Genomic DNA, 25,766 nt, shown 5'->3' with positions numbered 1-25,766 from the left:
GGATGCTAGGTCAGCGCGATGGAGGGTGACGAGGCGCGCCGCTGATCGCTGCAGGTACTTGCAAGCACCGCGGGAGGCGATTGCCGGGAATGCATCCTGAATGGTGTCGGCCATTGTGCCGCGCCTTCGGGAAAGAGACAACGGCAAGGCAGGTGCACGGTGACGGTGGTGGTCACGGGACTCGGTGCGGTGAGCTGCTTCGGCAGCGGCACCGGCGCCCTGTGGGAGGGGCTGCTCGGCGCGAGCCGGCGGCCGGACCCCGCACCGGACGTCTGCGGCCTGCCGGCCCGCCCGCACCTGTACGCGGTGCCGGACGGCGACGCCCCGGCGCGGGGCACCGGGCGGACCGGCGCGCTGCTGGCGACCGCCGTCGCCGAGGCCGTCGCGGAGGCCGGGCTGAGTGCCGGTGACCTGCTGGACGCGGGACTGACCGTGGGGACGTCGCTGGGCGACATCGACCTGTCGGAACCGGGCGTGGGCGCGGGCGCGGCTGCCGGGGCCGGTGCGGACGCGCGTCCGGGCGCCGGAGCGGCTGCCGGGACCGGTCCGGGCACGGGCCCGGGGCCGTTCGGGGACGCCGTCGGCGTTCCGCCCGCCACGCACCGGGTGGCGGCCTCGCTCGCGACCCGGTTCGGCATCGGCGGACCCGGCCAGACCCTCTCCACCGCCTGCTCGGCGGGCGCCTACGCGGTGGGCTGGGGCGCGGAGCTGATCGAGACGGGACAGGCGGACGTCGTCGTGGCGTGCGGCGGGGACGCCTTCTCCCGCGTCGCCGTCGGCACGCTCCAGCGGTTCGGACTGCTGGACGGCGAGTGCTGCCGGCCCTTCGACACCGGCCGGGCGGGCATGGTCACCGGTGAGGGCGCCGCCGCCCTGGTGCTGGAGTCCGCCGAGTCCGCCCGCCGGCGCGGCCGGCCCGTGCACGCGGTGCTGGCCGGACACGGCTGGAGCTGCGACGCCCACCATCCGATGGCGCCGGAGCCGTCCGGCGAACAGTTGCGCCGCTCGGCCGCCCGGGCCCTCGCCGGGATCGACGGCACGCCGGGCGCGGCCGTGCTGCACCGCGCCGGAGTGGCGGTCAACGACACCGTGGAGGCCGCCGCGATCAGCGCGGCCGTCGAGGCCGCCGGCGGGTCCGGCGGCGACGTGCTCGGCTACGCGCCCAAGGCGGTGATGGGCCACACGGCCGGCGCGGCCGGCGTGTTCGGCTGCGTGATCGCGGCCCTCGTCCTGCGCCACGGCCTGGTCCCGCCCAACGCGCACGTCACCGACCTCGACCCGGACTGCCCGCTGACGGTCCCCCTGGACCGGCCGGCCCCGCTCGCCCGGCCCTCGGTCCTGGTGAGCGGCACCGGCTTCGGCGGCAACAACGCCGTACTGACCTGGCGGGCCGCCGCATGACCGCCGTACTGATCACCGGCGTCGGCGCCGTCGCCGAGGAGCCGCGTACGGACGGGGACCCGGGCCCGTGGTTCGACCCGGCCGCCCATCTCGGCCGGCGCGGCTGGAAGTACTTCACCCCGGCCACCCGTTACCTGCTGGCGGCCGCGAACGAGGCGCTCGGCCGGCGCCACGACGACCCGCCGCCGGCCGGCGTCGCCGCCGAGCGGTTCGGTGTGGTGACCGGCACCCAGTACGCGATCGCCCGGGTGCACCGCCGGATGGACACCGTCCTGACCGGCGAGGGCGTGCACGGCATCAGCCCCGCCGAGGTGCCGGGCTTCTCCATGAACACGCCCGGCAGCCAGCTGGCCATCAGCACCGGCGCCCGCGCCTTCTCGGTCACGCTCACCAATCCGGTGACCGCGGGCCTGGAGGCCGTGCAGTTCGCGGTGACCGCGCTGCGCACCGGGCGGGCCGACGTGGTGGTGGCGGCCGCGGCCGACCAGGCACCCGAGGACCACGGCGCCCGCGGCGAGTACGACGCCGCCGCGGCCGTCGTCCTGTCGGCGGGGGGACGCGCTTCCGGCACGGCAGGCGCCACCCGTCCCCTCGCCACGGTCACCGGCGGGATCTCCCGGTTCCTCCCTCCGGGCCCCGCCGGTGACCTGGCCCCCGCGGCGCTCGACCGGAGCGCCGCGCGCGTGGCCGCGCTGGCCCCGTCGCCCGGCGGAACGGATGCCGTGCGCCTGCTGGTCGGCGCGCCGCCGGCCGCCGCCCCGCACGCGGCGGCGGTCCGCGACGCCGTGGCCGAGGCCCTCGCCGACCGCGGTGTCCCGGTGCGGGACGCGGACGCCGGCGGGACGCGGCCGGCCCGGCACTGCGCGGTGTCGGGGCTGCTGGACCTGATCGGGCCGGCCCGGGCGGGCGAGACCGCCCTGGTGCTGTCCATTTCCGAACTCGGGCATCTCACCGCAATAGGAATCCACCGCGCCGATCCCGTTGGTCCAGAATTCATCTGAGTGGCGGATATCCGCAGATGCGCCGGGCCGGCTTTGACCCGTCCACCGACCCCCGGATAGCGTGCCGATATGACAGTAAGGGCAGAACAGCCGACCGACCGATTGACCAGGTTTCGCCGAGTCGGCGGCCTCGGAGCAGCCATAGCGGTGACACCGTATCTGCTCATCAAAATCGTCTGGACTTTCGGTTTTTTCATTCCGACCGAGGAAATGGGCGGCGCCGACTGGCGGGCGATCAACGCGGCGACCGCGTTCCTCGCCGCCGTCGGCATCGTGCTGGCGATGGCGTTCTCCCGGCCCTGGGGCGAGCGCCTGCCCGCCTGGCTGGTGGCGCTGCCCGTGTGGGTGGGCACCGGTCTGCTCGTGCCCATGCTGCTGCTGGCGCCGGTGCTCGGCCCGGCCGCCATGAACCGCGACCAGGACGCCGGTTCACCGGACTTCTGGATCTACGAACAGATCCTCGTGATGATCTCGCTGGTCGGCGTCGGCGTCGGCCTGCCCCTCGCCCTCGCCGGCTACGCCAAGGCCCGCTGGCCGGAGGCCCTGGGCGGTCCGCTGGCGTTCGACGAACCGGTGGGCGGCACCCGGCAGTTGCAGGTGACGCTGGCCCGGCTGGTCGCGGCCGGCTGCGTCCTGCTCGCCTGCGTGAAGGTGTTCTGGGCGGCGGGCGGCACCCTCGGCCTGGACGCCGACCAGTTGGACCGGCGTGACCTGTGGTGGCACATGCTGTCGCTGAGCACGGCCGTCTGGGCGCTCGCCGGGGCCTGGGGCATCCTCGTGCTGACCGCCCGCCGCGGCACCAACCGGTTCCTCCCGCCGATGATCGCCGCCTGGGTGTCGTCGGGCATGCTGTTCTCGTACAGCGTCTACAACCTGCTCACCCTCACCGACATGCAGCAGCCCTCCCCCGAACTCCCGCTTGCGGGAGCCCTGGCGAGGGATGTCAGCGCGGTGCTCGGCGTGATGATGGGGATGACCCTGCTGCTGGTCCTGCACGACCGCCGGCGCGCCCTGCGGCCCGGCGACTGACGAACACCGCCGTACGGACACGGCCGTACGAACATGACACCGCCGCGCGGTCGACCGCGCGGCGGTGTCGTGTGTCGTTTTCGTACGGCGGGCCGGTCAGCGGGCGGCGGCGCCGGGCACGGGCAGGGTGCACCACTCGGGCAGCCTGGACCACACCTCCGGTGTGTAGAAGTGCCCGCCGGGCAGTTCCACGGCCTGGAAGGCGCCGTCGGTCAGCGGACGCCAGTGCCGTTCGACGTCGGCGAACGGCGCCACGTCCTCGGTCCCGTACAGCACCCGCAGCGGCACCGAGACCCGTGAGCCCGGCACGAAGCGGTAGGACTCCGAGACCGCGAGGTCCGCGCGGAGCAGGTCCACCGCGATCTTGACCAGTTCCGGTTCGGCGGCGATCGCCGGCGAGACCTGTCCGAGGTCCCGCATCCACCGCACCAGCGCCTCCGCGGAGTCGTCGGAGCGCGGTACGGCCTCGGCGGGCACCTCCCGGCGCCGGTGCGGGGCCACACCGCCGGACACCACGAGCGCCTCGGGCGGCGCGACGCCCAGCCGTTCGAGTTCCGCCACGGTCTCGAACGCCACCCAGGAGCCCATGCTGTGCCCGAACAGGATGTAGGGGCGCCCGGTGAGGCCGCGCACGGCCCGCACCACGTCGTCCCGCAGATCCGTCCAGACCCGCGCGAACGGCGTGCCGAACCGGGCCTCGCGTCCCGGGTAGCAGATCAGCGCCAGTTCGACATCGTCCGGCAGCACGTTGGCCCACTGCCGGAACGGCGCGGTGCCGCCGCCGCAGTAGCTGAGGCACACCAGCACCCGTTCGGCGTGCGGCCGCGGCCGGGGCCGGTGCACGGCGGCACCGCCGCTCGTCTGTACGATCGTCGCCCTCATCACGGGACTACTTGGCGCCTTCCATCTGGCGCACCAGGCTGAGCGGACGCATGTCGGTCCAGTTCTCGTTGACGTAGTCGAGGCAGGCCTGGCGGCTGTCCTCGGGGTGCGCCACCGTCCAGCCCGCCGGGACCTCGGCGAACGCCGGCCACAGCGAGTGCTGCCCCTCGTCGTTGACCAGCACGCGGTACTGGGCGTCGTTGTCCTCGAAAGGATTGGTGCTCATCGTCCACTCTCCAAGCAAGGTCGCTATTGGTTCCCTGAACGGCGATGTCAGGCGCTGCACTCCAGGTCCCGGTCCTCACCGGCTCCCGAACCGTGCGCGTCCCGCATGCTGTCGATCAGCAGAAGCACCGCACGCACGGACGGCAGGATCATCCGCCCGTTCCCCGTCAGCCGGGCACCGCTGGGATGCCGGGTGAAGAGTTTGAAGCCGAGAGACTGCTCAAGTCGCTGAACCTGATAGGTGATCGCCGGCTGGGAATAACCCAGTTTCCGCGCCGCGACATCCATGCGCCCGGTTTCCGCGATCAGCACAAAGGCCCGGAACTCGCGCTCATGCATCCTGCCCCCATCTGTGGCCATACCGACGGCAGAAACCGACCACAAACCCGCCGCGCCTTCACGCTACCGACAGCCGTCGCACCCGCCTCGGGCCCTTTCAACAACCTGCACGAGCCACCGACAGCCGCCCGGCGGGGCCGCAGCACCGGCTGACGGCCGGCCGCCGCCCCGGACCCCGGGCGGTCCGAACGGCCGACCCTAGGGTCTGTCGTTTGGATCAGGTCGGCTGGGAGACGCAGCGCTTCTCAGCCCACCCGAGCGGGGCGTGGTGCGTGCAGCTGCAAGGCGGAGGAGGGCGGCGACGCGGAGCGTCGACAACCGACGACAACGCAGCAGATGTGCGTGCCACGCCCCGCGAAACCGACATGATCCAAACGACAGGCCCTAGGACTCCAGGTAGCGCAGGACGGCCAGGATGCGCCGGTTGGAGCCGGTGGTGCGGGCGAGTTCGAGCTTGTCGAAGATCGTGTTGAGGTTCTTCTCCACCGTGCTCATGGAGATGTGCAGCTTCTCCGCGATGGCCGCGTTGGTGTGCCCTTCGGCCAGCGCCTCCAGGACGCTGCGCTCGCGCGGCGTCAGCCGGGCCAGCGGGTCGCTGTGCGTGGTGCGGACCACCAACTGCCGTACGACTTCGGGGTCGATGGCGGCGCCACCGGCCCGGATGCGTTCCAGGGCGTCGAGGAACTCCTCCACCTGGGCGACCCGGTCCTTGAGCAGATAGCCGACGCGCTCCGCGTTCGAGGTGAGCAGTTGCGCCGCGTAGGCGCGTTCCAGGTGCTGCGACAGCACCAGGACCCCGATCTCGGGCCACCGTTCGCGGATCTCCAGCGCGGCCCGCAGTCCCTCGTCGGTGTGGGTGGGAGGCATCCGGATGTCGACGACGACCAGGTCCGGCGGCCGCGCCTCCACCTCCCGCAGCAGGGCGACGGCGTCACCGACCGCGGCGAGGACCTCGTGGCCCTCCTCGGCGAGCAGTCGGACCAGCCCTTCCCGCAGCAGGGTCGAGTCCTCGGCCAGCATTACGCGCACGGCAGCTCCGCGGTGATCGTGGTGGGTCCCCCCGGGGGGCTGTGGACGTGCAGTCGGCCGTCCAGCGCGCCGACCCGGCTGCGCAGCCCGGTCAGTCCGCCGCCGTCCGGCCTGGCGCCGCCGACGCCGTTGTCCTCGACCCGGACGACGAGGACGGGCCCGTGGCTGCGCAGGCTCACCCGGATCTCCGTGGCGGCGGAGTGCTTGGCGGCGTTGGTCACCGACTCCGACACGACGAAGTACGCGGCGGTCTCCACGGGCGCCGGCAGCGGCTCGGTGAGCGCGAACTCCGTCCGTACGGGAATGCTGCACCGCTCGGACACGCCGGCCAGCGCCTCCTGGAGTCCCAGGGTGTCCAGTGCCGTCGGATAGACCCGCCAGGCCACTTCCCGTAGTTCGGCCAGGACGTCCCGCGACTCCTGGTGGGCCTGGTCCAGCAGGGCGCGCGCCTGCTCGGGCGTGCGGCCGCCGCGCCGGGCCCGGCCGAGGAGCATGGCGAGCGCCACCAGGCGCTGCTGCACCCCGTCGTGCAGGTCCCGCTCGATGCGCCGGCGTTCGGTGTCGACCGCCCGGAGCACCGCCGCCCGGCTGGTGGCCAGTTCGTCGATGCGCTGCTGCATCAGCTCCCGCTCCGACGGCCCGAAGCACTCGCGGGCCAGCCGCGCGTCGAGCGCCACCAGCGAGAACAGCCCCTGCACGTTCAGGAAGAGCAGCACCCCGCCGAGCAGCACCTGGCTGACCAGTTCGCTCCAGTCGAGCGTGCCCCGCGCCAGGCCGACGACGAGCAGGCCGGCGAGGACGGCGCCGAAGCCGAGCAGGCCGACCACGACGCCGGTGAGCAGACCGGAGTACGTGCGGGCGGCGAGGTGGCGCAGGATGCGCCGGTCGGGCACGGGCCGGTCGGGGAAGCGGTCCCCGAAGAAGAACGAGCGGCGGCGGCGTTCGAGCGCCGTCAGCCGCCGGGCCCCGGCGGTCAGGACGACGAGGGCGCGCCGCCGGGTGCGCGGCCACAGCAGCGGCGCACCGAGGAGGGCGCCGCCGACGGCGAAGTACAGCAGCCCCAACAGGGCGGTGAGACAGCCGAGGAGAACTCCGGCGGCCCGCCTCGGGAGCGGCGTCGGCGTCGGCGTCGGCGTCGGCGTCGGCGTCGGCGTCGGCGGAGGATCACCTCCCGGTGCCGCCGTTCCGGGCGCCGTCGGGAGGGGCCGGATGGTCGTGTCCGCCGGATCCCCCTGCACGTTCGCCGAGACTAGTCGGGCGGCGCACCCGGGACAAGATCGTCCGGCCTGGTCGGGGACGGGGGCGGTCACGACGTGCGGCGGTGCCGGGCGGCGCCGCGGGAGCGCAGCCGGACCACGACGTAGAGGGCCAGCGCGGCGACGACGAGGACCAGGACGGCCTTGCTGACCACGCCGACGTACTCCCCGACCGTGTCCCACTGCTCGCCCAGCCAGTATCCGGAGAGGACCAGTACGGCGTTCCACGCCAGGCTGCCCACCGCGGTGAGCGTCAGGAAGGTCGGCAGCGGCATGCGTTCCAGACCGGCCGGCACGGAGATGAGGCTGCGGAAGATCGGCACCATGCGGCCGAGGAGGACGGCCTTGGTGCCGTGCCGGGCGAACCACTCCTCCGTCCGCTCCAGGTCGGAGGTCTTGACGAGCGGCAGCCTGGCCCAGATCGCATGCATGCGCTCGCGGCCGAACAGCGCGCCGACCCCGTACAGGACGGCGGCGCCCACCACGGATCCGAGGGTGGTCCAGAACAGGGCCGAGAAGAGACTGATGACGCCCTGTCCGGCGGCGAATCCGGTCAGCGGCAGGATGATCTCGCTGGGCAGCGGCGGGAAGAGGTTCTCCAGGGCGACGGCGAGGCCCGCACCGGGTGCTCCCATGGCGTCCACCAGATCGGCCGCCCATCCCGCGACACCGTCCGCGGGCTCCTCGGGCAGCGCCAGGGTGATGTGGTCCATGTCGAACTCTCCGGGGTGCGAGGCGGTCGCCGCGGCCGGTGCCGCGATCCACCGAACACGCTAGGAACCGCAGCTCGGCGCCGGTATGCGGAGAGCCGTCACACCCGTACGCCTTCCCCCACCCCGGACCCCGCGGTTTTCCGCAGGGTCCGGGCCGCCCTGCTACCCGGACCGGTTCGGCCCGACGGGATCAGGACTGCGCGGGTCCCGCGGGTCCCGCCTGCTGGACCACCTCGAAGGACCACAGCGTCGCCCCGGAGGCGGCGGGCCGGGGCCGCTCCCCCTCGGCTCCGTCCGTGGAGCCGCCCTCGGCTCCGCTCCCGGAGCCGCCCGCGTGCGCGGCCCGGCCGCGTCCGGACATCCAGTTCTGGAAGTCCTCCTCGCTGCGCCAGCGCGTGTAGACGAGGTAGGTGTCGGTGCCCTCCAGCGGGCGCAGCAGCTCGAACCACTCGAAGCCGTCGGAGCTCTCCACGGTCCCGGCCCGGGCGGCGAACCGCTTCTCCAGCACCTCGCGCTGCTCGTCGGGAACGGTGAGTACGTTGATCTTGACGATGCTCATGGGTCCATTGTCGGCGCGTCCGCGGACGTGGCGGAGCCCGGGAGTCGTATCCAGCTCCCGGGCCCCTGGGGATGCCACCCAATGGCGCACACCGGCGGCGTTTGAAGAGGACGGATCAGTCGTCAAGCCGTCGTGTTCTTCCTTTGAACTACCGCACCGTGCAAGAGGTGCAGACGAGATTCGAACTCGTATCCGACAGCGAAGGTCCGTCCCCGGTCGCACCGGCGATCGGCGGCGATGCTGAGACTGGAGCGAGAGTCTGAGATTGACCGCGGCCGGGTGTGCACCCAGCCGCTCTTCAGGCTGAACTTCAGTGTCAGCTTGCGCTCCGTACGCGAACCGGTCCTCATCCGGCCCACGCCTGGTCGCGCACCCCCGCGCTCGCACGCGGGGGCGATCGTGGTGGCCACCCGTCCCGGCGTCAGCCGAACAGGTAGCCGAACACCGCGTCCCCGACCCGCTGGTCGGTGACCTCGGTGCCGTTGGCCTCCTCACGGGCGAACTTGACCGCCTGCTGGAGCTTCTCGACGCGCTCCACCAGCTCGTTCCCCCGCCGCGCCGGAAGGGCGCCGGAGAACTTCACCGTGGTCCAGTAACCGATCGGCACGTCCTCGTAGTACACCTCGACCTGCGCCGGGTGCTTGTCCGTGGCCTCCGCCTTGACGTGGTTGCGCGGGACCTTCTTCGTACGGATCGTGCGGACCGGGTCCGTCTTCCACCAGTCCGTGGACGCGTCGTGGGTCCAGGACTCGGCGGCGTCGAGGGTGGGGAGCTTCTTGACGAAGGTGTGGAGCTCGGCGAGCTGCTTCTCCAGGAAGAGCAGGTAGGCGACCGGCACGTCCGCGACGACCGTCCGCCCGTCGACGGTGACGTCCGCACGGGCCGTGCAGTTCGCCCAGTCCTTCGTGGCGGTCACGTCGAACAGCCGGGTCAGCGACGCCGACATCTCCCGCAGCACGTCCTCCGCCTGCACCTGCACGCGCGTCGACTCGGGCGGCAGCTGCTCGCCCTCCTCGTCCTTCGGCTGGTACGTGCGCGAGATGCCCGACAGCAGCGCGGGCTTCTGCACCTTGGCGTGCGCGGCGTTGACGTCCTGGAGCGACTTGCTCTTGACGCCCTTCTCGACAGCAATGATCTGATTCAGCTTCGCCATGTCGGCGTCCCCCTTCGAACAGGCAGGAACATATCCCACCTGCTCGAACGCACGCACGCGCTTTAGTGGCGGCCGGTCGCGCAGGACACCTTCCCGGACGCGGCCGGGCGCAGCCACACCTGGTTCGCCGGCAGTTTGACGGGTTCCCGGGTCGCCGGGTCCCACAGGACCGCCGTCTCCCCCGAGACGCCGAAGGAGAGGTAGGGGGCGGCCGGTCGGAGGCGCGGGCCCTCGCCCGGCAGGTCGTCGGCCGGGACGACGGGGCGTACGCAGGTCCACTCCGGTGCGACGCCGAAGTACGCCGGTGGCTCGTCCCCTCGCGCGGCTGCCGCGACCGTCCGGTCCACGGCGGTCTCCGCGGACCCCATGGCCTGGATGCCCGCCCCGGCGAGCATCGCCAGGAAGAGGCAGACGTTCAGGACGACGTTCGTGCCGTCCCCCGGAGTGGCGTACCAGTGGTGCCGGTGCTTGGCGAACCCCCACCAGGCCGGGACGATCATGACGAGGCTCAGCATCACCAGCAGTTTCACCGCGGCCAGGGCCTGCCAGACCGGAGGCACGTCGAGGTCGTCCGGGGCGAGGGAGAGGCCTTCGGCGTACAGGGCGTGCAGGACGGAACCCGCGGCGACGAACGCGGAGACCGCCAGGGTCACCAGCACCGGGACGGCCCAGGCGACCCACTCGCCCCAGGTCCACTGCCGGACGAGGAGCCACAGTCCGGCGATCACCGCGACCACCACGGCGGTCATGAGGGTCCGGCGCGGGGTCCACGCCGTGCCGTCCCGGTCGAGGAGTCCCGTACCGAAGGCGACGAAGATCAGCACACACAGCAGGGCGAGGACCACACCCTCGGCTCTCCTGCGCTCCCCGCTCAGTTCGAGTCCCGTGCGCACCGCCCCGACCGCGCCGAGGAGCGCCACCGGTGTCCAGAACCACCAGGTGACGGCCGGCGCGGCGGTGGCCAGGGTGACGGCGCCGGCGGAGAGCAGTGCCCACAGGACCAACCGGAGCACCCGTCGCTGCAGTTGGTCCTCCCGTTTGTAGGGCGCCGGTTCGCGCCAGCGCCCGTCCAGGGGGCGGACGGCCAGACCGGAGGCGGCGGCGTCCGGGGAGGATGCCGCACGCGCGATCCTCAGGGCCTGACGCGGCCCGCCGGAGACGAAGCCCCCGACGTCGTGCCGGCCCAGCCGCACGGCAATGCGGGTGAGTCGTCCGCGCCGGCCCGGCTGCCTGCGGGTCGCACCGACGATCCGCCAGTGCGGGAACAACTCGCGGTCCCGGTCCAGCAGTTCGGCGCGGCGGACGTAGCCCTCCAGGCGGGCGCCGCGCAGCATCTTGCGCACCCGGTCGGCCGCACCGCGGTCGCTTCCCTTCGCAGTGCCGAAGAGGCGGACCTCGATCTCGTACACGCGGCTGTCGGGGTCGCGTTCCAGTGCCGCGCCCAACGGGCCCTCGCCCGCCGGGTAGGCGTCACGCACGGGCCAGCCGTGCCGGTCGAAGCGCGCCTCGGCCTCCTGCCAGTCGTGGACGCCACCGCGGACCTCGACGAAGACCCGGACCCGTTGGTCGTACCGCGTCTGCGCCATGCCGTGTGCTTCCTCCTGGATCGCGCTCCTCGGCCGAACCGGTACACCGGCGGCGGTGGGTACGGTACCTACGCGCGGCAGCGGCCGCTGCGTCTCCTCGCCCGGTCAGGACCCCGCCGCCGTCTTCATGGCCGGTCGCGCCAGAGGCAGCCCTTGTCGTGCCCGACCAGGCGCACGGAAACGGTAATTGCCGTTCTGTACCGTTCTCCGCGCCTGCCTGGGGGCGATTTTCGGCCGACGTCGCTCCGGAGCGGACCGGTGACCGACAGCCCTGTCGCATCTGATGGTTGATCAATAACCTGTATCGGTCAGCCATATCACGATCCAGGGAGACCCATGTCCACCGCGCAGCAGGTGCCCGACATCCTCTCGCCCGAGTTCGCAGCGGACCCCTACCCCGCCTACCGCGTGATGCGGGACACCGCGCCTCTCATCTGGCACGAGGCGACGCGGAGTTACATCGTTTCGCGCTACGAGGACGTCGAGCGCGTTTTCAAGGACAAGGCCGGCGAGTTCACCACCGACAACTACACCTGGCAGATCGAACCCGTACACGGTAAAACGATCCTCCAGCTCAGTGGCCGCGAGCACGCCGTGCGCCGGGCCCTCGTCGCACCCGCCTTCCGCGGCAGCGACCTGCAGGAGAAGTTCCTGCCCGTCATCGAGCGCAACTCGCGCGAACTGATCGACGCGTTCCGGCACACCGGCTCCGCCGACCTGGTCACCGACTACGCCACCCGCTTCCCGGTCAACGTCATAGCCGACATGCTGGGCCTGGACAAGGCCGACCACGCGCGCTTCCACCGCTGGTACACGGCCGTCATCGCGTTCCTCGGGAACCTGTCGGGCGACCCGGAGGTGACGGCGGCGGGCGAGCGGACCCGCGTGGAGTTCGCCGAGTACATGCTGCCGATCATCCGTGAGCGCCGCGAGAAGCTGGGCGACGACCTGCTGTCGACGCTGTGCGCCGCCGAGGTCGACGGCGTCCGGATGAGCGACGAGGACGTCAAGGCGTTCTGCAGTCTGCTGCTCGCCGCCGGCGGCGAGACCACCGACAAGGCCATCGCCGGTATCTTCGCCAACCTGCTGCTCCACCCCGACCAGCTGGCCGCCGTCCGCGCCGACCACTCGCTGATCCCGCGCGCCTTCGCCGAGACGCTGCGGTTCACCCCGCCCGTTCACATGATCATGCGGCAGTCGGCGACGGAGGTGGAGCTCAGCGGCGGCACGATACCCGCGGGCGCCACCGTCACGTGTCTGATCGGCGCCGCCAACCGCGACGAGAACCGCTACCGCGACCCCGACCGCTTCGACATCTTCCGCGACGACCTGACCACCACGACCGCGTTCTCCGCCGCCGCCGACCATCTCGCCTTCGCGCTCGGCCGGCACTTCTGCGTCGGCGCGCTGCTCGCCAAGGCGGAGGTGGAGATCGGCGTCGCGCAACTCCTGGACGCCATGCCGGACCTGCGTCTCGCCGACGGCTTCGAACCGGCCGAGGAGGGCGTGTTCACCCGCGGCCCGCAGCGCCTCCCGGTGCGGTTCACCCCCGTGGGCTGACCCGCGGCCACCGGCACCCGCACACCGGTCGGCGCCGCGATCCGGGCCCCTGCCACGGGGCCCGGCACGCCACACGCTCCCGCACCCCGGCGAGGGAGCGACAGGCGGACCGTCTCCACCGCACCACCGCCGTGAAGCAACCCGGACCCGCTCAACGGCAGCACCGGAACGCCGAGGGAACCGTCACCACCGCACCACCGCCGTGAAGCCGGACCCGCTCAACGGCCCCGGAACGGTCGGCGAACCGTCACCACTGCACCACCGCCGTGAAGCAACCCGGACCCGCTCAACGGCACCGGAACGGCCGGCGAACCGTCGCTACTGCACCTACTGCGCCTACTGCACCTACTGCACCACCGGCGTGAAGCTCACCGGCAGCGCCGACAGCCCGCGCATCCAGATCGACGGACGCCAGGTCAGCTCCTCCGGCTCGGCGCCCAGCACCAGGTCGGGCAGCCGCTCCAGCAGCGTCTCGACCGCCGTACGGGCCATCACGTCCGCCAGCAGGGGCGCCGGGTACGGGCAGCGGTGCTCGCCGTTGCTGAACGACAGGTGTGCGGCGTTCTCCGCGCCGACGTGCGCCTCCGGCCAGATCTGCGGGTCGGTGTTGGCGGCGGCCAGCCCCAGCACCAGGCAGTCGCCGGCCCGTATCTGCCGGCCGCCCAGCTGGACGTCCCGCACGGCCCACCGCCCGATGAAGTTCTGCGTCGGCGTGTCCAGCCACAGCACCTCGTTGAGCGCCTCGCCCACGCTGAGCCGGCCGCCCGACACGTTCACGGCGAACCGTTCGTCCGTCAGCAGCAGCCGCAGCGTGTTGCAGATCCAGTTCGCCGTCGGCTGCTGCGCCGCGGCGATCACGGAGATCAGGTCCTGGACGATCTCCTCGTCGGTCAGCCCCGCCGGGTGGGTCAGCATGCGCGAGGTGACGTCGGGGCCCGGCGCGGCCCGCTTGTCCTTCACCAGCTGCCGCAGCCGCTCGCCGACGCGCCCGTACGCGGCCACCGGGTCGTCGCCCTCGCCCGCGTCCAGCGAGATCCGCAGGTCGTCGACGAGCCGGCGGGTGTCGTCGCCCGAGGTCGGCATGCCGCACATCTGCACCACGGCCCGCATCGGCAGGGCGTGCGCGTAGTCGGCCATCAGTTCCGCCTGGCCGCTGCCGGCGAACCGGGCGATGAGGTCGTCGGCGATCGTCCGGCAGTCGTAGGCGAGTTCGAACTGGTCGACGCCCTCCAGCGCCTCCGTGATCACCCCGGCCCGCCTGCGGTGCTCCTCGCCCTCGGTGAACAGCACCGACGGCTGGTATCCGACGAAGGGCAGCAGCGGCCAGTCCGGCGGGATGTTCTCCCACTGGTTCCAGCGCCGCGAGTCACGCGCGAACAGCTCGTCGTGACTGGTCACATAGGTGACCTCGGAGTAGCCGAGGACCAGCCAGGCCGGGATGTCCCCGTCCAGCAGCACCGGCGCGACCGGGCCGTGCTCCCGGCGCATCGCGCGGTAGAGCTGCGACGGCGTCTGCTGGTACTCGAGCCCTCCCAGGCGTACCGCGTCGGTGTGGGCGGGGCAGCCCGGGGGTGCCGGGTGCGCGGAGGGGAAGCCGGAGTCGGTCACAGTGTCGCCTCCTCGGCGATGGCCATCTCGTGGAGGTGGTTGACGAGGGTGATCAGTACGTCCTTGCCGGACTGCCGGACCCGTGCGTCGCAGTCGACCATCGGCACGTGGCCGGGCAGGGCGAGCGCCTGACGGATCTCGTCCAGGGAGTACCGGGAGGTGTCGTCGTCGAACCGGTTCACGGCCACCACGAAGGGCGTGCGGTGGTGCTCCAGCCGGTCGATCGCGTACCAGGAGTCGTCCATCCGGCGCGTGTCCACGAGGACCACGGCACCCAGCGTGCCCGAGAACAGCCTGTCCCACAGGAACCAGAAGCGTTCCTGGCCGGGCGCGCCGAACAAGTACAGCACCATGCGCTCGTTGAGGCTGATGCGCCCGAAGTCGAAGGCGACCGTCGTGGTGGTCTTCCCCGCCACCGCGCTCGTCTCGTCGACGCCCACGCCCGCCTGGGTCATCACTTCCTCGGTGTTGAGCGGGCGTATCTCGCTCACCGAGCGGACCAGGGTCGTCTTGCCGACGCCGAATCCGCCCACGACCACGATCTTGAGACCGGTCTCCGCGGCGTCGTTCAGCGGTGTGCGGTGGGAGGGCAGCTCAGAGGTTGCGGAGCCCATGGAGCACCTCCTGGAGTAGGGCGGAATCGGGCAGGGAGGCGACGGACCGCGCCGCGCGCGGATGACGGGCGGTGATGCGGCCGGTGTCCAGGAGGTCGCCGAGCAGGATCCGCACCACCGTGATCGGCAGGCCGATTTCCGCGGCGATCTCGACGACGGCGGTGGGGTGCCGGCACAGCTCCAGGATCCGGGCGTGCTCCGACTGCATGCCCGGCACCGGCCCGCTCTCGCTGACGATGAGGGTGACCAGGTCGAAGGACTCGTCGGCGCGGCTGCGTCCGCCGGTGACGGTGTAGAGCCGGTCGGGGTCACCCGTGTCGACGGGTTTGCGCATCATGACGCGCCGCTCCCCCGGGCATGGCCCCGCGGTTCGGCCCGCAGGTGTTCGCCGATCTGCTCGACCAGCTCCGACATCTGGTGGCCCACCACGCCGGGGTCGGCGTCCTCCCCGGCGACGACGGCGAGGTGCGCTCCCTCGCCGGCCTCGACGATGAAGAGCAGGCCGCCGTGGAACTCGGTCATCGACTGCCGGACGCCGCCGCTGCCGTCGCCGAACTCCACGGAGGCGCCCTGGGCCAGGGCCTGGATGCCGGAGCAGATCGCCGCGAGCTGGTCGGCCCGGTCGAGCGTCAGGTGCTCGCTCCAGCAGAGCTTCAGGCCGTCCCGGGACAGGACCAGCGCGTGCCGCGTGCCGGGGGTCTGTTCCAGGAGGCCGTGGAGGAGCCAGCTGAGGCTGTTGTCGGTGGTCTGCATGATGGGTGATGGGACGGTGGTGCCCGGCTGACCGGTCACCGGCCCGTTCCTCCTATCTCACGAACTCGAGCGGGAAGGGGCGCCGTCGCCCCGGGCGCCGTACGGGAAGGGCTGGGACTACGGAGCCGTCGGCGGCTCGGACTCGGGCGGCCGGGTGCCCGGTGCGGCGGGGCCGTTTCCGGTCTGCCGTGCGCGGGCGAAGGCGCCGAACCGCGAGCCCGCGTCGCGCGGCGGGCGCGGCGTGGCCGGCGTGTCACCGGTCCGTCCGGTCTCCGACAGGCGCTGCTCGCGTTCGCGCTCCGCCTCGGCCATGGTGCGGCCGGGGGCACGGACGGGCAGTCCGTTGGGCGTGGTGCCGTCGGGCCGCCGGTGCCGTCCCGGTTCGGGAAGCTCGGGCCGTGCGGCGGGCCGCTCGGTTGCGGCGGGCCGCTCCGCGGGGGCCGGCCGCTCCGGGACCGCGGGCCGCTCCACGGGGGCGGATCGCTCCGGAACCGCGGGGCGCTCCGGGTGCGCGGGCAGGGCGGTGGCGTCCGGCAGCGGGTCCACGGCCGCCGCGGGCGCGGGTACGGCCGCGGCGGCGGGCCGGGGCGCCGTCTCCTGCGGGGCCAGGTCGCGCTGCTGGGCGAGCAGGTTCAGGGGCAGCAGGACGACCACGCCGGTGCCGCCGCGGGAGGAGGGGCGGTAGTTGACGCTGATGCCGTACTTCACCGCGAGCCGTCCCACCACGGCCAGGCCGAGCCGGGTGCCCTGCAGCGAGGCGAGGTCGGTGACGCGTCCGGCCACGGCCTCCTCGGCGCGGCGCATCGCCGCGTCGGCCATCTTCAGGCCGCTGTCCTCGATGGTGACGACGATGCCGGCGCTGCGGTCCTCGACGTAGACGTGCACCTCGTCGATGGGCGGCGAGAAGTTCGCGGCGTTGTCCATCAGCTCGGCGAGCAGGTGCATCACGCCTTCGGCGGCGAAGCCGGAGACGGCGGCGCGGGTGGAGCAGTGCAGGCGCACCCGCTGGTAGGCGGCGATGCGGCCGACGGCACCGCGCAGGATGCTCTCCATCACGATCGGCTTGTTCCAGGCGCGGCTGGACCGGCCGCCCATGAGCAGCGCCAGCCGGTCGGTCATCAGGCCGAGCTGGGAGGTGCTGTGGTCCAGCTTCAGCAGGTCCCCGAAGACCTCCTCGCCGTGCCGCTCCTGCATCTCCCGCAGGTCGGCGAGCATGCGCACGGCCTTGGCCTGGACGCGGCTGAGCGCCTTGGCGGAGGCGGCCTGAGCGGCGGCGGCGCGCCGCTCGCTGTGGGCGAGCTCGCGGACGAACGACTCGGCCGGGGTGCGCACCGCGGGCAGCCGGGGCAGGTCGACCTCGGCGAGCACGGTGTCGGCGGACCGGCCCTCGCGCAGCCGGGCGACGGCGGTGGGCAGCGTCTTCTGGCCGAGCAGTTCCAACTCGGCGACCACCTGGTCGAGTTCCTGCCGGGCCTTGCGGTACTCGCCGTCCAGGGCGGCCGCCCGCCGCACGTCCTCCTCGACGGCGGTGGCGAAGGCGTGCGAGATCCGCTGGAGCTGCGGGTCCGACGGCGGCGGCACACTGCCCAGCACCTCGGCCGCGCCCGCGCCCTCCCGCAGCCGGCCGGCCACGGCGGGCAGGGTCACACCGGCCAGGTGCGAGATCTCGGCCGCCTTCCGGGCGGCCTCGGCCTTGAGCCGGCCGTTCTCCGCCTCCTGTTCGGCGGCCGCCGTGCGGGCCCGGTGGACGAGCCGGTGGCCGGCGAGGACGGCGACGGCCACGCACACCCAGGCGGTCGCCACCACGGCCAGGGCCCACCGGAAGGCGCCGGACGGTGCGAGGGCGACCGCCGCGCCGCCGCCGGCGGCACTCGCCACCAGCACGGCCAGCGACGGGACGGGCGAGGTACGCGGCGCCCTCGCCGACGGATGCCGGCGGGGCGGAGCAGGCACTGACATGGTGCGGTCCCTCGGTCTGTGAGAGCAGCGGGGTGGTGGCGACCGGATCAGGGCGGCCGCGGGCCGGGAAGGTGGTCAGCCAACAAGAGGAGGGCGATCTTCCGACCGGGTACGGCCCATGCTAGCCATCCTGCTGGGTGAGGACGCACCACGGACGGCATACTCGGTCGGCAATCCGAGTTCGTCGTGTTTCCATCGCCCGTTCGGGGCACCGTGGTATCGGAGTTGACGCCGAACGAGCCCGCCGCCCACAAGGTCGAGAACAGGGCACTTACCCACTCGAACGCGCCTGCCGTCCCGTCACACTCCGCGCCCTGCAAGCGATTTCCGAGCCGTCCTCGCCCCACCGGCTGCCCAATTCCGGCCAACCACACGCCCGAAGACGCCCCGTCCACGCTCCCGTTCGCCCGAGGTGGAGCACCCTTTGAGATGCTGACGCCACCGATCGCGAGGGGGGCGGCGGGTGCAGGAAGGGGCAGAGCAGTCGGGCCGTACGCCGGGGTGAGCGGCGGCAGCGCTGTCACGTGGGCGGACCACCCGGTCGCTGAGCATTTCGGGGTTCCGGCCACCGCCGCGCCGACCGGCCGGACCGGGTAGCCCGAAGGCAGACGCACCCCGGCGCGCGTACACGTCGCCCGGACCAGAAGCATCACCTCTGGCCTGCGGAAACCATCACCTCTGGCCTGCGGAAACAAGGAGCGGCAGACGAGTCGGGCTGTACGCCGGGTTCTGTTCCCCGGGGTCCTCGCGGACGCCGGGGCGACGGCCATCCATCTAGGACCGGTGTTGCCACCGGCCTCGTGCGGTCTACCCGCGGACTCGGGCGGGCAGCCCTCGAACGTCCGCGCAGAGCGCTTTTCACGGCGCTCCTCTTGACCTTGCTCCGGGTGGGGTTTACCTAGCTGCCCAGGTCACCCTAGGCACTGGTGGTCTCTTACACCGCCGTTTCACCCTTACCGAGGACCGAGGTCCCCGGCGGTCTGCTTTCTGTGGCACTGTCCCGCGGGTCACCCCGGGTGGCCGTTAGCCACCACCCTGCCCTGTGGAGCCCGGACGTTCCTCGGGAAGCCCCCTAGGGGGACTCCACGCGGCCGTCCGCCCGGCTCGTCTGCCGTGCCGACCATGGTACCGGGCGTGGGCGGGGTCCCGGCGCGGTGGCCGTCGCCAGGACCGAGCCGGTGAGGATCAGGCCGAAGGCGGCCAGCACGGCCGGCGTCAGGGCCTCGTCGAGGAACAGCGCCCCGGCCGCGACCGCGACCGCCGGATTGACGTACGTGATGACGGTGGCCCGGGTCGGTCCGGCCTCCTTGATCAGTTCCAGGAAGGCGACGAAGGCGACGGCGGTGCAGATGACGCCCAGGCCGGCCAGCGCGGTCAGGGTCTCGGCGGCGGGCATCCGGGTGGGTCGGGTCAGCGCGGCCGCCGGGGCGTACACCAGGGCCGCGAAGGTGAGGCAGACGGTGGTGAGCTGGAGGGACGGGACCTGTTGGAGGTGGCGGGCGGCGATCAGCGGGGCGACGGCGTAGCCCAGCACGGTCAGCAGCACCTCGGCCAGCGAGCGGGCGTCGCCGCCGGTGAGGTGCGGCAGGGTGAGCACCGTGACGCCGGCCAGGCCGAGGCCGAGGCCGGTGAGGCGGCGGGTGCCGAGGCGTTCGGTGTCGCCGAAGAACCGGGCGAGCGCCACGCCGACGATGGGGACGCCCGCGATCAGCAGGCCGGCGGTGGAGCTGGACAGGTGCCGTTCGGCGTCGGTGAGGGTGTACCAGGGGACGACGATCTCGATGCAGGCGAACGCCAGCAGGGGCCGCCAGTGTGTGCGGACGGTGGTGGTCAGGCCGCCCCGGCGCAGGGCGAACGGCAGCAGGAGCAGCGCGCCGAGGGCGCAGCGGGTGAACACCACCGTGGACGGGGACACCTCGTCCACCGCCACTTTGATCATCAGGTAGGGGATGCCCCAGACCACTCCCATCAGGGAGAACAGGAGCCAGCCGCGTGCAGTCATGCGGCGAGTGTCGGCCGGGTCAGGGCGCGGTGTCTTGAACGCTGTTGCGGTACGCCGCCGGGGTCACCCCGAGCACTCGCCGGAACCAGCGGGTCAGGTGCGCCTGGTCGGCGAAGCCGACGAGGGCCGCCGCCTCGGCGGGGCGCAGCCCGGCGTCGAGGAGCGCGCGGGCCCGGGTCACCCGGTACTGGGCGAGCCACGCGTACGGCGGCACGCCCGTCGTCGTACGGAACGCGCGGAGCAGTTGGTAGCGGGACAGGCCGAGGTCGGCGGCGAGCGTGGCGAGGGAGGGCGGGGCGAGGAGTTCGTCGGCGAGGCGGTCGCGGACGGTGCGGGCGATGCGGCCGGCGCCGGGGAGGGTGTCGTCGCTCGCGCGGGCCGTGGAGTGGCGGCGGGTGAGCGCGGTGAGCAGCCAGGGCAGGCGGGACTCGGCCTCGAGCGGGTCGGGGTGGGCGCTGAGGTCGCTGTGGGCGCGGCGCAGTGCGGTGGCGAGTTCGGGGTCCTGCAGGACGGGTTCGCGGAAGTGCGGCAGGGAACGGCCGTGGGTTCCGTCGGTGAGGAGGTCGGGGCCGGCGTAGAGGGCCTGGTAGGCGTAGCCCTCGGGGGCGGCGGGGCCGCCGGTGTGCATCTCGCCGGGTTCGAGGACGACGATCGAGCCGGGGCCGGAGACGATGCGCCCGCCGCGGTAGGCGATGACCTCCAGTCCGCCGACGGTGACGCCGACCGTGAACTCCTGGTGGGCGTGCGGGGCGTACTCGTGGCGGTCGAAGCGGGCGGTGAGCAGGTCGACGGGCGGACCGCACCGTCCGAGCCGCGCCCTGGCCCACCGCGCCTGTTCCCGCCCGCCCATGCCTCCCACCCCCGGCCACAGCGTGGCTTGACCCTGCCGCAACGTCAACGTTTCTACTGGTCCTATGCGGATCGGAGAACTCGCCGCCGTCGTCGGCGTCACCACGCGGACCGTGCGCCACTACCACCAGCTCGGGCTGTTGCCGGAGCCGGAACGGCTGGGCAACGGGTACCGGGACTACACCCTGCGGCACGCCGTCGTCCTCGCGCGGGTCAGGCGGCTGACCGAGCTGGGGCTGGGGCTCGCCGAGGTGCGGGACGTGCTCGCGGACGACGCCGGCAAGGACCTCGTCGAGGTGCTGACGGAGCTGGACGAGGACCTGGCGCGGCAGGAGGCCGCGATCCGGGACCGGCGGGCACGGCTGCGGACGCTGCTGGAGTCGGACGGCGCGCCGCCCGCCGAGGGGCCGGTGTCGGCCGAACTGGCCGCCGTGTTCCGGCAGATGGGGAACGTCACCGACTCCCCGATGGCCGCGAAGGACCGCGAGCTGCTGGCGCTCATCGAGACCGCCGCGCCTCCGGAGGAACGGGAGCGGCTGACGGCGCTGCTCAGCGGCGCGCTGGGCGCGCCGGGCGGGGCGGAGCGGGCGTTGGCGCTCTACCGGCTGCTGGACTCGCTCGCCGAGGTCGGGCCGGACGACCCGCGGGTCGAGGAGGCCGCCCGGGCGCTCGCCGCGTGCGTGCCGGCCGACCTGGTTCCGGAGGGCTCGGACGTGACGGCGGACGACGCCTTCGTGCGCGCCTTCTACGCCGATTTCGCCCCGGCCCAGGCGGAGGCGATCCGCCGGGCGCTGCGGATCGTCGCGGAGGAACGGTCATGACCGGGCTGCGGGTGGCCAGGGCCCTGGTGCGGCACGAGCTGCGGCTGATGGCGAGCTTGTGGCTGTGGCTGGCGCGGCGCACCCACGGCACCGGCGGCGGGCGGGCGTTCGGGTACGCGGGCGGGCAGGGGGCCGTGATGTTCGGGTTCGCGTTCGTGTGCGCGGTCGAGACGGTGGCGATGTCGGTGCTGCTGGCGGACTGGCCGGTGGTGCACGCGGTGGTGCTCGTCCTGGACGTGTACACGGTGGTGTTCGTCGTCGGGCTGCACGCGGCGTCCGTGGTGCGTCCGCACGTGCTGGGCGGCGGTGTGCTGCGGGTGCGCCGGGCCGTCCACGTGGACCTGCGGATTCCGCTGGAGCGGATCGCCTCGGTGCGGCGGGAGCTGCGGACGACGCACGAGGGGGCCGAGGGTGAGCTGGACGTGGCCGTGGGCTCGCAGACGACCGTCACGGTGGAGCTCACCGAGCCGGTCACCCACGTCACGTTCCTGGGCCGCCACCGTGCGGTGCGGGTGGTCCGCTTCCACGCGGACGACTCCGACGGGCTGGTCCGCGCGCTCGCCGCGGAGCGGACGGCGCGGGGAGCGCGGGCGGAGGGAACCGAGGGGACCGAGGGAACGGAGAGGGCTGAGCGGGCGGAAGGGACGGAGAGGGCCGAGCGGGCGGAAGGGACGGAGAGGGCCGAGCGGGCGGGTCGGGCATGAGGCTCGTCGGGCCCTGTTCCTACGGCCTCGTTGCCCCTCTTCCCTCCGGCCCCACGGCACCCCTCCCCTCCGACCCCGCTGCACCCTTCCCTTCCGACCTCGCTGCACCCTTCCCCTCCGACCCCGCTGCACCCTTTCCCACCGGTGATAACTTCTCACCGGACCGTCCGGACGGCCGGACGGCGGCGGAAGGGGCACGACAGGTGGCGGACAAGGACGGGCGCACGCCCCGCGAGCGGTACCGGAACCAGGTGCGCGCGGAGATCAAGGAGCGCGCCTGGGAGCAGATCGCCACGTCGGGGGCGCCCGGGCTGTCGCTGAACGCCATCGCCAAGCAGATGGGCCTGAGCGGTCCGGCGCTCTACCGCTACTTCGCCGGCCGGGACGACCTGATCACCGAGCTGATCCGGGACGCCTACCGCGGCCTCGCCGACGCCGTGCGCGCCGCCGCGGCCGGCGGCGCGGACCTGGCCGGGCTGGGGGCCGCGCTGCGCGCCTGGGCGCTCGCCGACCCGCAGCGGTACTTCCTCGTCTACGGCACGCCCGTCCCCGGCTACCACGCTCCCGACGACGTCACCGGGATCGCGCGGGAGATCATGGCGACCCTCCTCGACGCCGCCCGGCTCACCGACGACGACGCGGACGGCACCGGCGGCACCGACGGTGCAGGCGGTGCGCTGGAGGCGCACCTCGCGGCGCACCGCGCGTGGGCGGGCGATCATCCCGCCGGCCCGGCCGCACTCGGCCGTGCGCTGTCCTTCTGGACCCGCCTGCACGGCGTGCTGTCCCTGGAGCTGGCGGGCCACTTCACGGGCATGGGCTTCGACCCGGCCGTGCTCTACGGCGCCGAACTGGACCGGCTGACCCACGCCGTACCCTGACTCGGAGCTCTACCGAAGGAGTACGTGTGCTTGTCCTGCTGCCGCCGTCCGAAGGCAAGGCCGCTTCCGGCCGCGGTGCCCCGCTGAAGCCCGAGTCGCTGTCGCTGCCGGGGCTGGCGGCGGCGCGGGAGGCCGTCCTCGCGGAGCTGGTGGACCTGTGCGCCGGCGACGAGGAGAAGGCGCGCGAGGTGCTCGGGCTCAGCGAGGGACTGCGCGGCGAGGTCGCGAAGAACGCCGGGCTGCGGACGGCCGGCGCGCGGCCCGCCGGTGAGATCTACACCGGGGTGCTGTACGACGCCCTGGACCTGGCCTCGCTCGACGCGGCGGCCAAGCGGCGGGCCGCCAGGTCCCTGCTGGTCTTCTCCGGGTTGTGGGGCGCCGTCCGCGTCACCGACCGGATCCCCTCCTACCGCTGCTCGATGGGCGTGAAGCTGCCCGGGCTGGGCGCGCTGAGCGGGCACTGGCGCGCGCCGATGGCGGAGGTACTGCCGGAGGCGGCGGGGCAGGGGCTGGTCCTGGACCTGCGGTCGGCGGCGTACGCGGCGGCCTGGAGGCCGAAGGGCGAGGTGGCCGGCCGGACCGCGACGGTGCGCGTGCTGCACGCGCCGACCCGGAAGGTGGTCAGCCACTTCAACAAGGCGACCAAGGGGCGGATCGTACGGAGTCTGCTGACGGCCCGGGCCGCGCCGAAGGACCCGGCGGAGCTGGTGGTGGCGCTGCGGGACCTCGGATACGAGGTGGAGGCGGCGGCACCGGCCCGGGCGGGTACGGCGTGGGCGCTGGACGTGCTGGTGACCGAGGTCCACTGACGCACACTGTCCGTCGTATTGCAGCGTGCGCAACGGGCTTTGCGCAGGGTGCACGACTGCGGGCAGGATGACGCCATGAGCTCTCCCCTGCCCTCCTCGGTCCTCGATCTCGCTCCCGTCGTGCCCGTCGTCGTCGTCGAGGACGCCGCCGACGCCGTACCGCTGGCGCGTGCGCTGGTGGCCGGGGGCCTGCCCGCGATCGAGGTGACCCTGCGCACCCCGGCCGCCCCGGACGCGATCCGCGCGATCGCCGGTGAGGTGCCCGGGGCCGTGGTCGGCGCCGGCACGGTGATCACGCCCGGCCAGGTGGCCGAGGCGGTGGACGCCGGAGCGCGGTTCCTGGTCAGCCCGGGGTGGACGGACACGCTGCTGGAGGCGATGCGGGCGTCCGGGCTGCCGTTCCTGCCGGGGGTGTCGACCACCTCGGAGGTGGTGGCGCTCCTTGAGCGCGGGGTGCGGGAGATGAAGTTCTTCCCGGCGCAGGCCGCGGGCGGCACCGCGTATCTGAAGTCGCTGGCCGGGCCGCTGCCGCAGGCCCGTTTCTGCCCGACCGGCGGGATCGGCCCGGACTCCGCGCCGGACTATCTGGCCCTGCCCAACGTGGGCTGTGTGGGCGGCAGTTGGATGCTCCCGGCGGACGCCGTGGCCGCGCGGGACTGGGACCGGGTCGAGCGGCTGGCGCGTGCGGCCGCCGGGCTCAGCGCAGGTGCGAGGTGTCGTTGAACAGCCGGACGCTGGCGTTGCCGTCGGCGTAGTAGGCGACCGCGGACAGGGAGGCCGCCGACAGTTCCATGCGGAACAGGGCCTCGGGCGGGGCGCCCAGGGCGAGCCGGACCAGGGTCTTGATCGGTGTCACGTGGGTGACGAGCAGTACCGTGCGGCCGGCGTACGCGGCGATCAGCTTGTCCCGGGTGGCGGCGACGCGGGTGGCGGTGGCGGCGAAGCTCTCGCCGCCGCCGGTGGGTTCGGCGTCCGGGGAGGACAGCCAGGCGCTCAGGTCGTCGGGGTGGCGTTCGCCGACCTCGCCGAAGGTCAGGCCCTCCCAGGCGCCGAAGTCGGTCTCGCGCAGCCCGTCCTCCACGCTCACGTCGAGCCCGAGGCGGGCGGCGATGATGCCGGCGGTCTCGCGGGTGCGGGCGAGCGGCGAGGTGACGATCGCCTGCACGGTGCCGCGCCGGGCGAGCACGGCGGCGGCCCGCTCGGCCTGTTCCCGGCCGACCTCGGAGAGCGAGGGGTCGCTGCCTCCGCTGCCCGAGAAGCGCTTCTGCGGGGTCAGCGGCGTCTCACCGTGCCGCAGCAGCACGAACGTGGCCGGCGGCCCCATGTCGGCGGGTCCCCAACCGGCTCGGGGCGTGGCCACGGCGCGCGCGGCCCGCGCGTCGGCATCGGCGGCCGCCGCCTCCGTGTTCGTCCCCGCCCGCGCGCCCGCGTCGGCGCCGGTGTCCCCGGACGTGGCCCCTGACGCGTCCGCCGCCGCGGACGCCAGTGCCGCGCGGACACGCGCCGCGCCCGCCGTCGCATCCCCGGGCGGACCCGAGGGCTCGGGGACGTCGGCGGCCGCGGCGGCCGGGCCGGACGGGGTGTCCAGGGCGGCCGTGGAGGCCGAGGGCGACCACTGCTCGCCCCGTTTGCCCGCGTCCATCGCCTCGTTGGCCAGCCGGTCCGCGTGCTTGTTCCGCTCGCGCGGGATCCACTCGTACGTCACCCGGCCCGGCGGGAACACCCGTGCCGCCTCCGCCGCGAGCGGCTTCATCGCCGGGTGCTTGATCTTCCAGCGGCCCGTCATCTGCTCGATGACGAGCTTGGAGTCCATCCGGACGTGGACGGCGGCCTGCGGGTCCAGTGCGTGGGCGGCGCGCAGGCCGGCCAGCAGGCCCCGGTACTCGGCGACGTTGTTGGTGGCGACGCCGATGAACTCGGCCGCCTCCGCCAGCGTCTGACCGGTGGCCGCGTCGCTCACCACGGCCCCGTAGCCCGCGGGCCCCGGGTTGCCCCGCGACCCGCCGTCCGCCTCGACGATGAACTCCCGCACC

The 25,766-nt window shown here is 73.4% G+C and carries 25 protein-coding genes, 1 other RNA gene and 1 pseudogene; 9 read left to right on the top strand and 18 right to left on the bottom strand.

The features are described 5' to 3' along the window. Positions 1-159: 159 nt before the first annotated feature. From FGW31_RS24555 to FGW31_RS24545, 3 genes are all read left to right on the top strand, one after another. Positions 160-1,401, top strand: coding sequence for a beta-ketoacyl synthase N-terminal-like domain-containing protein (locus FGW31_RS24555; protein WP_142233117.1), 1,242 nt, complete (start codon positions 160-162; stop codon positions 1,399-1,401). Next, the gene (locus tag FGW31_RS24550) at positions 1,398-2,402 is read left to right on the top strand and encodes a beta-ketoacyl synthase N-terminal-like domain-containing protein (RefSeq protein WP_142195662.1); all 1,005 of its coding nucleotides are present in this window, start codon (positions 1,398-1,400) and stop codon (positions 2,400-2,402) included. The genes FGW31_RS24555 and FGW31_RS24550 overlap by 4 nt, the downstream gene beginning before the upstream one ends. Before the next feature lie 210 nt (positions 2,403-2,612). Beyond that, positions 2,613-3,431 (top strand): hypothetical protein, encoded by an 819-nt coding sequence (locus FGW31_RS24545; protein WP_220450321.1) that lies wholly within the window; start codon positions 2,613-2,615, stop codon positions 3,429-3,431. Positions 3,432-3,527: 96 nt separating this feature from the next. Here the strand turns inward: FGW31_RS24545 and FGW31_RS24540 are convergent, their stop codons facing one another. From FGW31_RS24540 to FGW31_RS24495, 9 genes are all read right to left on the bottom strand, one after another. Then, entirely contained in the window at positions 3,528-4,313 is a 786-nt protein-coding gene (locus FGW31_RS24540; protein ID WP_142195660.1) for a thioesterase II family protein, read from the bottom strand. 7 nt (positions 4,314-4,320) lie between these two features. Then, entirely contained in the window at positions 4,321-4,539 is a 219-nt protein-coding gene (locus FGW31_RS24535; RefSeq protein ID WP_142195659.1) for an MbtH family protein, read from the bottom strand. A gap of 47 nt (positions 4,540-4,586) precedes the next feature. Then, positions 4,587-4,877, bottom strand: coding sequence for a helix-turn-helix domain-containing protein (locus FGW31_RS24530; RefSeq protein ID WP_142195658.1), 291 nt, complete (start codon positions 4,875-4,877; stop codon positions 4,587-4,589). 384 nt (positions 4,878-5,261) lie between these two features. Further along, on the bottom strand, positions 5,262-5,897 hold the full coding sequence (locus FGW31_RS24520) for a response regulator (RefSeq protein ID WP_142195744.1): 636 nt from the start codon (positions 5,895-5,897) through the stop codon (positions 5,262-5,264). Next, a complete protein-coding gene (locus FGW31_RS24515) occupies positions 5,897-6,970 on the bottom strand; it encodes a sensor histidine kinase (protein ID WP_373303333.1) in 1,074 nt (357 codons plus the stop codon). Before FGW31_RS24515 ends, FGW31_RS24520 begins: the two co-directional genes overlap by 1 nt. 242 nt (positions 6,971-7,212) lie before the next feature. Beyond that, positions 7,213-7,875, bottom strand: coding sequence for a DedA family protein (locus tag FGW31_RS24510; RefSeq protein WP_142195657.1), 663 nt, complete (start codon positions 7,873-7,875; stop codon positions 7,213-7,215). A gap of 190 nt (positions 7,876-8,065) precedes the next feature. Continuing rightward, positions 8,066-8,434 (bottom strand): antibiotic biosynthesis monooxygenase family protein, encoded by a 369-nt coding sequence (locus tag FGW31_RS24505; RefSeq protein ID WP_142195656.1) that lies wholly within the window; start codon positions 8,432-8,434, stop codon positions 8,066-8,068. Positions 8,435-8,855: 421 nt separating this feature from the next. Beyond that, a complete protein-coding gene (locus FGW31_RS24500; RefSeq protein WP_142195655.1) occupies positions 8,856-9,587 on the bottom strand; it encodes a DUF7873 family protein in 732 nt (243 codons plus the stop codon). A 62-nt stretch (positions 9,588-9,649) separates the two neighbouring features. Further along, the gene (locus FGW31_RS24495; protein WP_142195654.1) at positions 9,650-11,173 is read right to left on the bottom strand and encodes a hypothetical protein; all 1,524 of its coding nucleotides are present in this window, start codon (positions 11,171-11,173) and stop codon (positions 9,650-9,652) included. A 336-nt stretch (positions 11,174-11,509) separates the two neighbouring features. On the opposite strand from FGW31_RS24495, the gene FGW31_RS24490 reads away from it, so the two are divergent. Beyond that, a complete protein-coding gene (locus tag FGW31_RS24490) occupies positions 11,510-12,733 on the top strand; it encodes a cytochrome P450 (RefSeq protein ID WP_142195653.1) in 1,224 nt (407 codons plus the stop codon). Positions 12,734-13,078: 345 nt separating this feature from the next. Here the strand turns inward: FGW31_RS24490 and FGW31_RS24485 are convergent, their stop codons facing one another. The 8 genes and pseudogenes from FGW31_RS24485 to FGW31_RS24450 form a co-directional block, all read right to left on the bottom strand. Then, entirely contained in the window at positions 13,079-14,341 is a 1,263-nt protein-coding gene (locus FGW31_RS24485) for a cytochrome P450 (RefSeq protein WP_142195652.1), read from the bottom strand. Further along, the gene (locus tag FGW31_RS24480) at positions 14,338-14,955 is read right to left on the bottom strand and encodes a GTP-binding protein (protein WP_142195651.1); all 618 of its coding nucleotides are present in this window, start codon (positions 14,953-14,955) and stop codon (positions 14,338-14,340) included. Before FGW31_RS24480 ends, FGW31_RS24485 begins: the two co-directional genes overlap by 4 nt. Beyond that, positions 14,936-15,292, bottom strand: coding sequence for a DUF742 domain-containing protein (locus FGW31_RS24475; protein WP_142195650.1), 357 nt, complete (start codon positions 15,290-15,292; stop codon positions 14,936-14,938). The genes FGW31_RS24480 and FGW31_RS24475 overlap by 20 nt, the downstream gene beginning before the upstream one ends. Continuing rightward, on the bottom strand, positions 15,289-15,708 hold the full coding sequence (locus FGW31_RS24470; RefSeq protein ID WP_182674585.1) for a roadblock/LC7 domain-containing protein: 420 nt from the start codon (positions 15,706-15,708) through the stop codon (positions 15,289-15,291). Before FGW31_RS24470 ends, FGW31_RS24475 begins: the two co-directional genes overlap by 4 nt. 117 nt (positions 15,709-15,825) lie before the next feature. Then, positions 15,826-17,667, bottom strand: a complete 1,842-nt coding sequence (locus tag FGW31_RS24465) for a sensor histidine kinase (RefSeq protein ID WP_142195648.1) — start codon at positions 17,665-17,667, stop codon at positions 15,826-15,828. A 702-nt stretch (positions 17,668-18,369) separates the two neighbouring features. Beyond that, positions 18,370-18,774: RNase P RNA component class A (gene rnpB / locus FGW31_RS24460), an RNA gene on the bottom strand. Positions 18,775-18,889: 115 nt separating this feature from the next. Beyond that, positions 18,890-19,606: pseudogene (locus FGW31_RS36245) on the bottom strand (DMT family transporter); the annotation flags it as partial. 82 nt (positions 19,607-19,688) lie between these two features. Beyond that, positions 19,689-20,519 (bottom strand): AraC family transcriptional regulator, encoded by an 831-nt coding sequence (locus FGW31_RS24450; protein WP_142195647.1) that lies wholly within the window; start codon positions 20,517-20,519, stop codon positions 19,689-19,691. Between the two features lie 64 nt (positions 20,520-20,583). On the opposite strand from FGW31_RS24450, the gene FGW31_RS24445 reads away from it, so the two are divergent. The 5 genes from FGW31_RS24445 to eda all read left to right on the top strand — a co-directional run bounded on the left by FGW31_RS24445 (position 20,584) and on the right by eda (position 24,456). Further along, on the top strand, positions 20,584-21,339 hold the full coding sequence (locus FGW31_RS24445; RefSeq protein WP_142195646.1) for a MerR family transcriptional regulator: 756 nt from the start codon (positions 20,584-20,586) through the stop codon (positions 21,337-21,339). Next, complete coding sequence (locus FGW31_RS24440) at positions 21,336-22,043, top strand: hypothetical protein (protein WP_411757117.1); 708 nt, start codon at positions 21,336-21,338, stop codon at positions 22,041-22,043. Before FGW31_RS24445 ends, FGW31_RS24440 begins: the two co-directional genes overlap by 4 nt. Before the next feature lie 203 nt (positions 22,044-22,246). Further along, positions 22,247-22,924: a TetR/AcrR family transcriptional regulator gene (locus tag FGW31_RS24435; RefSeq protein ID WP_142195645.1), complete on the top strand. Its 678-nt coding sequence runs from the start codon at positions 22,247-22,249 to the stop codon at positions 22,922-22,924. A 26-nt stretch (positions 22,925-22,950) separates the two neighbouring features. Beyond that, positions 22,951-23,733: a peroxide stress protein YaaA gene (yaaA, locus tag FGW31_RS24430; RefSeq protein ID WP_142195644.1), complete on the top strand. Its 783-nt coding sequence runs from the start codon at positions 22,951-22,953 to the stop codon at positions 23,731-23,733. 75 nt (positions 23,734-23,808) lie between these two features. Continuing rightward, a complete protein-coding gene (eda, locus tag FGW31_RS24425; protein WP_142195643.1) occupies positions 23,809-24,456 on the top strand; it encodes a bifunctional 4-hydroxy-2-oxoglutarate aldolase/2-dehydro-3-deoxy-phosphogluconate aldolase in 648 nt (215 codons plus the stop codon). On the opposite strand, the gene FGW31_RS24420 is transcribed toward eda, so the two are convergent. Beyond that, complete coding sequence (locus FGW31_RS24420) at positions 24,431-25,765, bottom strand: bifunctional RNase H/acid phosphatase (protein ID WP_142195642.1); 1,335 nt, start codon at positions 25,763-25,765, stop codon at positions 24,431-24,433. The genes eda and FGW31_RS24420 overlap by 26 nt on opposite strands. Position 25,766 lies beyond the last annotated feature (1 nt).

This window comes from Streptomyces calvus (assembly GCF_006782915.1).
Taxonomy (GTDB): Bacteria; Actinomycetota; Actinomycetes; order Streptomycetales; family Streptomycetaceae; genus Streptomyces; species Streptomyces calvus.
This window is presented reverse-complemented; position numbering and strand designations above follow the sequence as displayed.

Coding starts and splice junctions, on each gene's coding strand:
- FGW31_RS24550 (WP_142195662.1), top strand. CDS start 1,398: ATGACCGCCGTACTGATCACCGGCGTCGGCGCCGTCGCCGAGGAGCCG.
- FGW31_RS24545 (WP_220450321.1), top strand. CDS start 2,613: ATGGGCGGCGCCGACTGGCGGGCGATCAACGCGGCGACCGCGTTCCTC.
- FGW31_RS24540 (WP_142195660.1), bottom strand. CDS start 4,313: ATGAGGGCGACGATCGTACAGACGAGCGGCGGTGCCGCCGTGCACCGG.
- FGW31_RS24535 (WP_142195659.1), bottom strand. CDS start 4,539: ATGAGCACCAATCCTTTCGAGGACAACGACGCCCAGTACCGCGTGCTG.
- FGW31_RS24530 (WP_142195658.1), bottom strand. CDS start 4,877: ATGCATGAGCGCGAGTTCCGGGCCTTTGTGCTGATCGCGGAAACCGGG.
- FGW31_RS24520 (WP_142195744.1), bottom strand. CDS start 5,897: ATGCTGGCCGAGGACTCGACCCTGCTGCGGGAAGGGCTGGTCCGACTG.
- FGW31_RS24510 (WP_142195657.1), bottom strand. CDS start 7,875: ATGGACCACATCACCCTGGCGCTGCCCGAGGAGCCCGCGGACGGTGTC.
- FGW31_RS24505 (WP_142195656.1), bottom strand. CDS start 8,434: ATGAGCATCGTCAAGATCAACGTACTCACCGTTCCCGACGAGCAGCGC.
- FGW31_RS24500 (WP_142195655.1), bottom strand. CDS start 9,587: ATGGCGAAGCTGAATCAGATCATTGCTGTCGAGAAGGGCGTCAAGAGC.
- FGW31_RS24495 (WP_142195654.1), bottom strand. CDS start 11,173: ATGGCGCAGACGCGGTACGACCAACGGGTCCGGGTCTTCGTCGAGGTC.
- FGW31_RS24490 (WP_142195653.1), top strand. CDS start 11,510: ATGTCCACCGCGCAGCAGGTGCCCGACATCCTCTCGCCCGAGTTCGCA.
- FGW31_RS24480 (WP_142195651.1), bottom strand. CDS start 14,955: ATGGGCTCCGCAACCTCTGAGCTGCCCTCCCACCGCACACCGCTGAAC.
- FGW31_RS24475 (WP_142195650.1), bottom strand. CDS start 15,292: ATGATGCGCAAACCCGTCGACACGGGTGACCCCGACCGGCTCTACACC.
- FGW31_RS24470 (WP_182674585.1), bottom strand. CDS start 15,708: ATGCAGACCACCGACAACAGCCTCAGCTGGCTCCTCCACGGCCTCCTG.
- FGW31_RS24465 (WP_142195648.1), bottom strand. CDS start 17,667: ATGTCAGTGCCTGCTCCGCCCCGCCGGCATCCGTCGGCGAGGGCGCCG.
- FGW31_RS24450 (WP_142195647.1), bottom strand. CDS start 20,519: ATGGGCGGGCGGGAACAGGCGCGGTGGGCCAGGGCGCGGCTCGGACGG.
- FGW31_RS24445 (WP_142195646.1), top strand. CDS start 20,584: ATGCGGATCGGAGAACTCGCCGCCGTCGTCGGCGTCACCACGCGGACC.
- FGW31_RS24440 (WP_411757117.1), top strand. CDS start 21,336: ATGACCGGGCTGCGGGTGGCCAGGGCCCTGGTGCGGCACGAGCTGCGG.
- eda (WP_142195643.1), top strand. CDS start 23,809: ATGAGCTCTCCCCTGCCCTCCTCGGTCCTCGATCTCGCTCCCGTCGTG.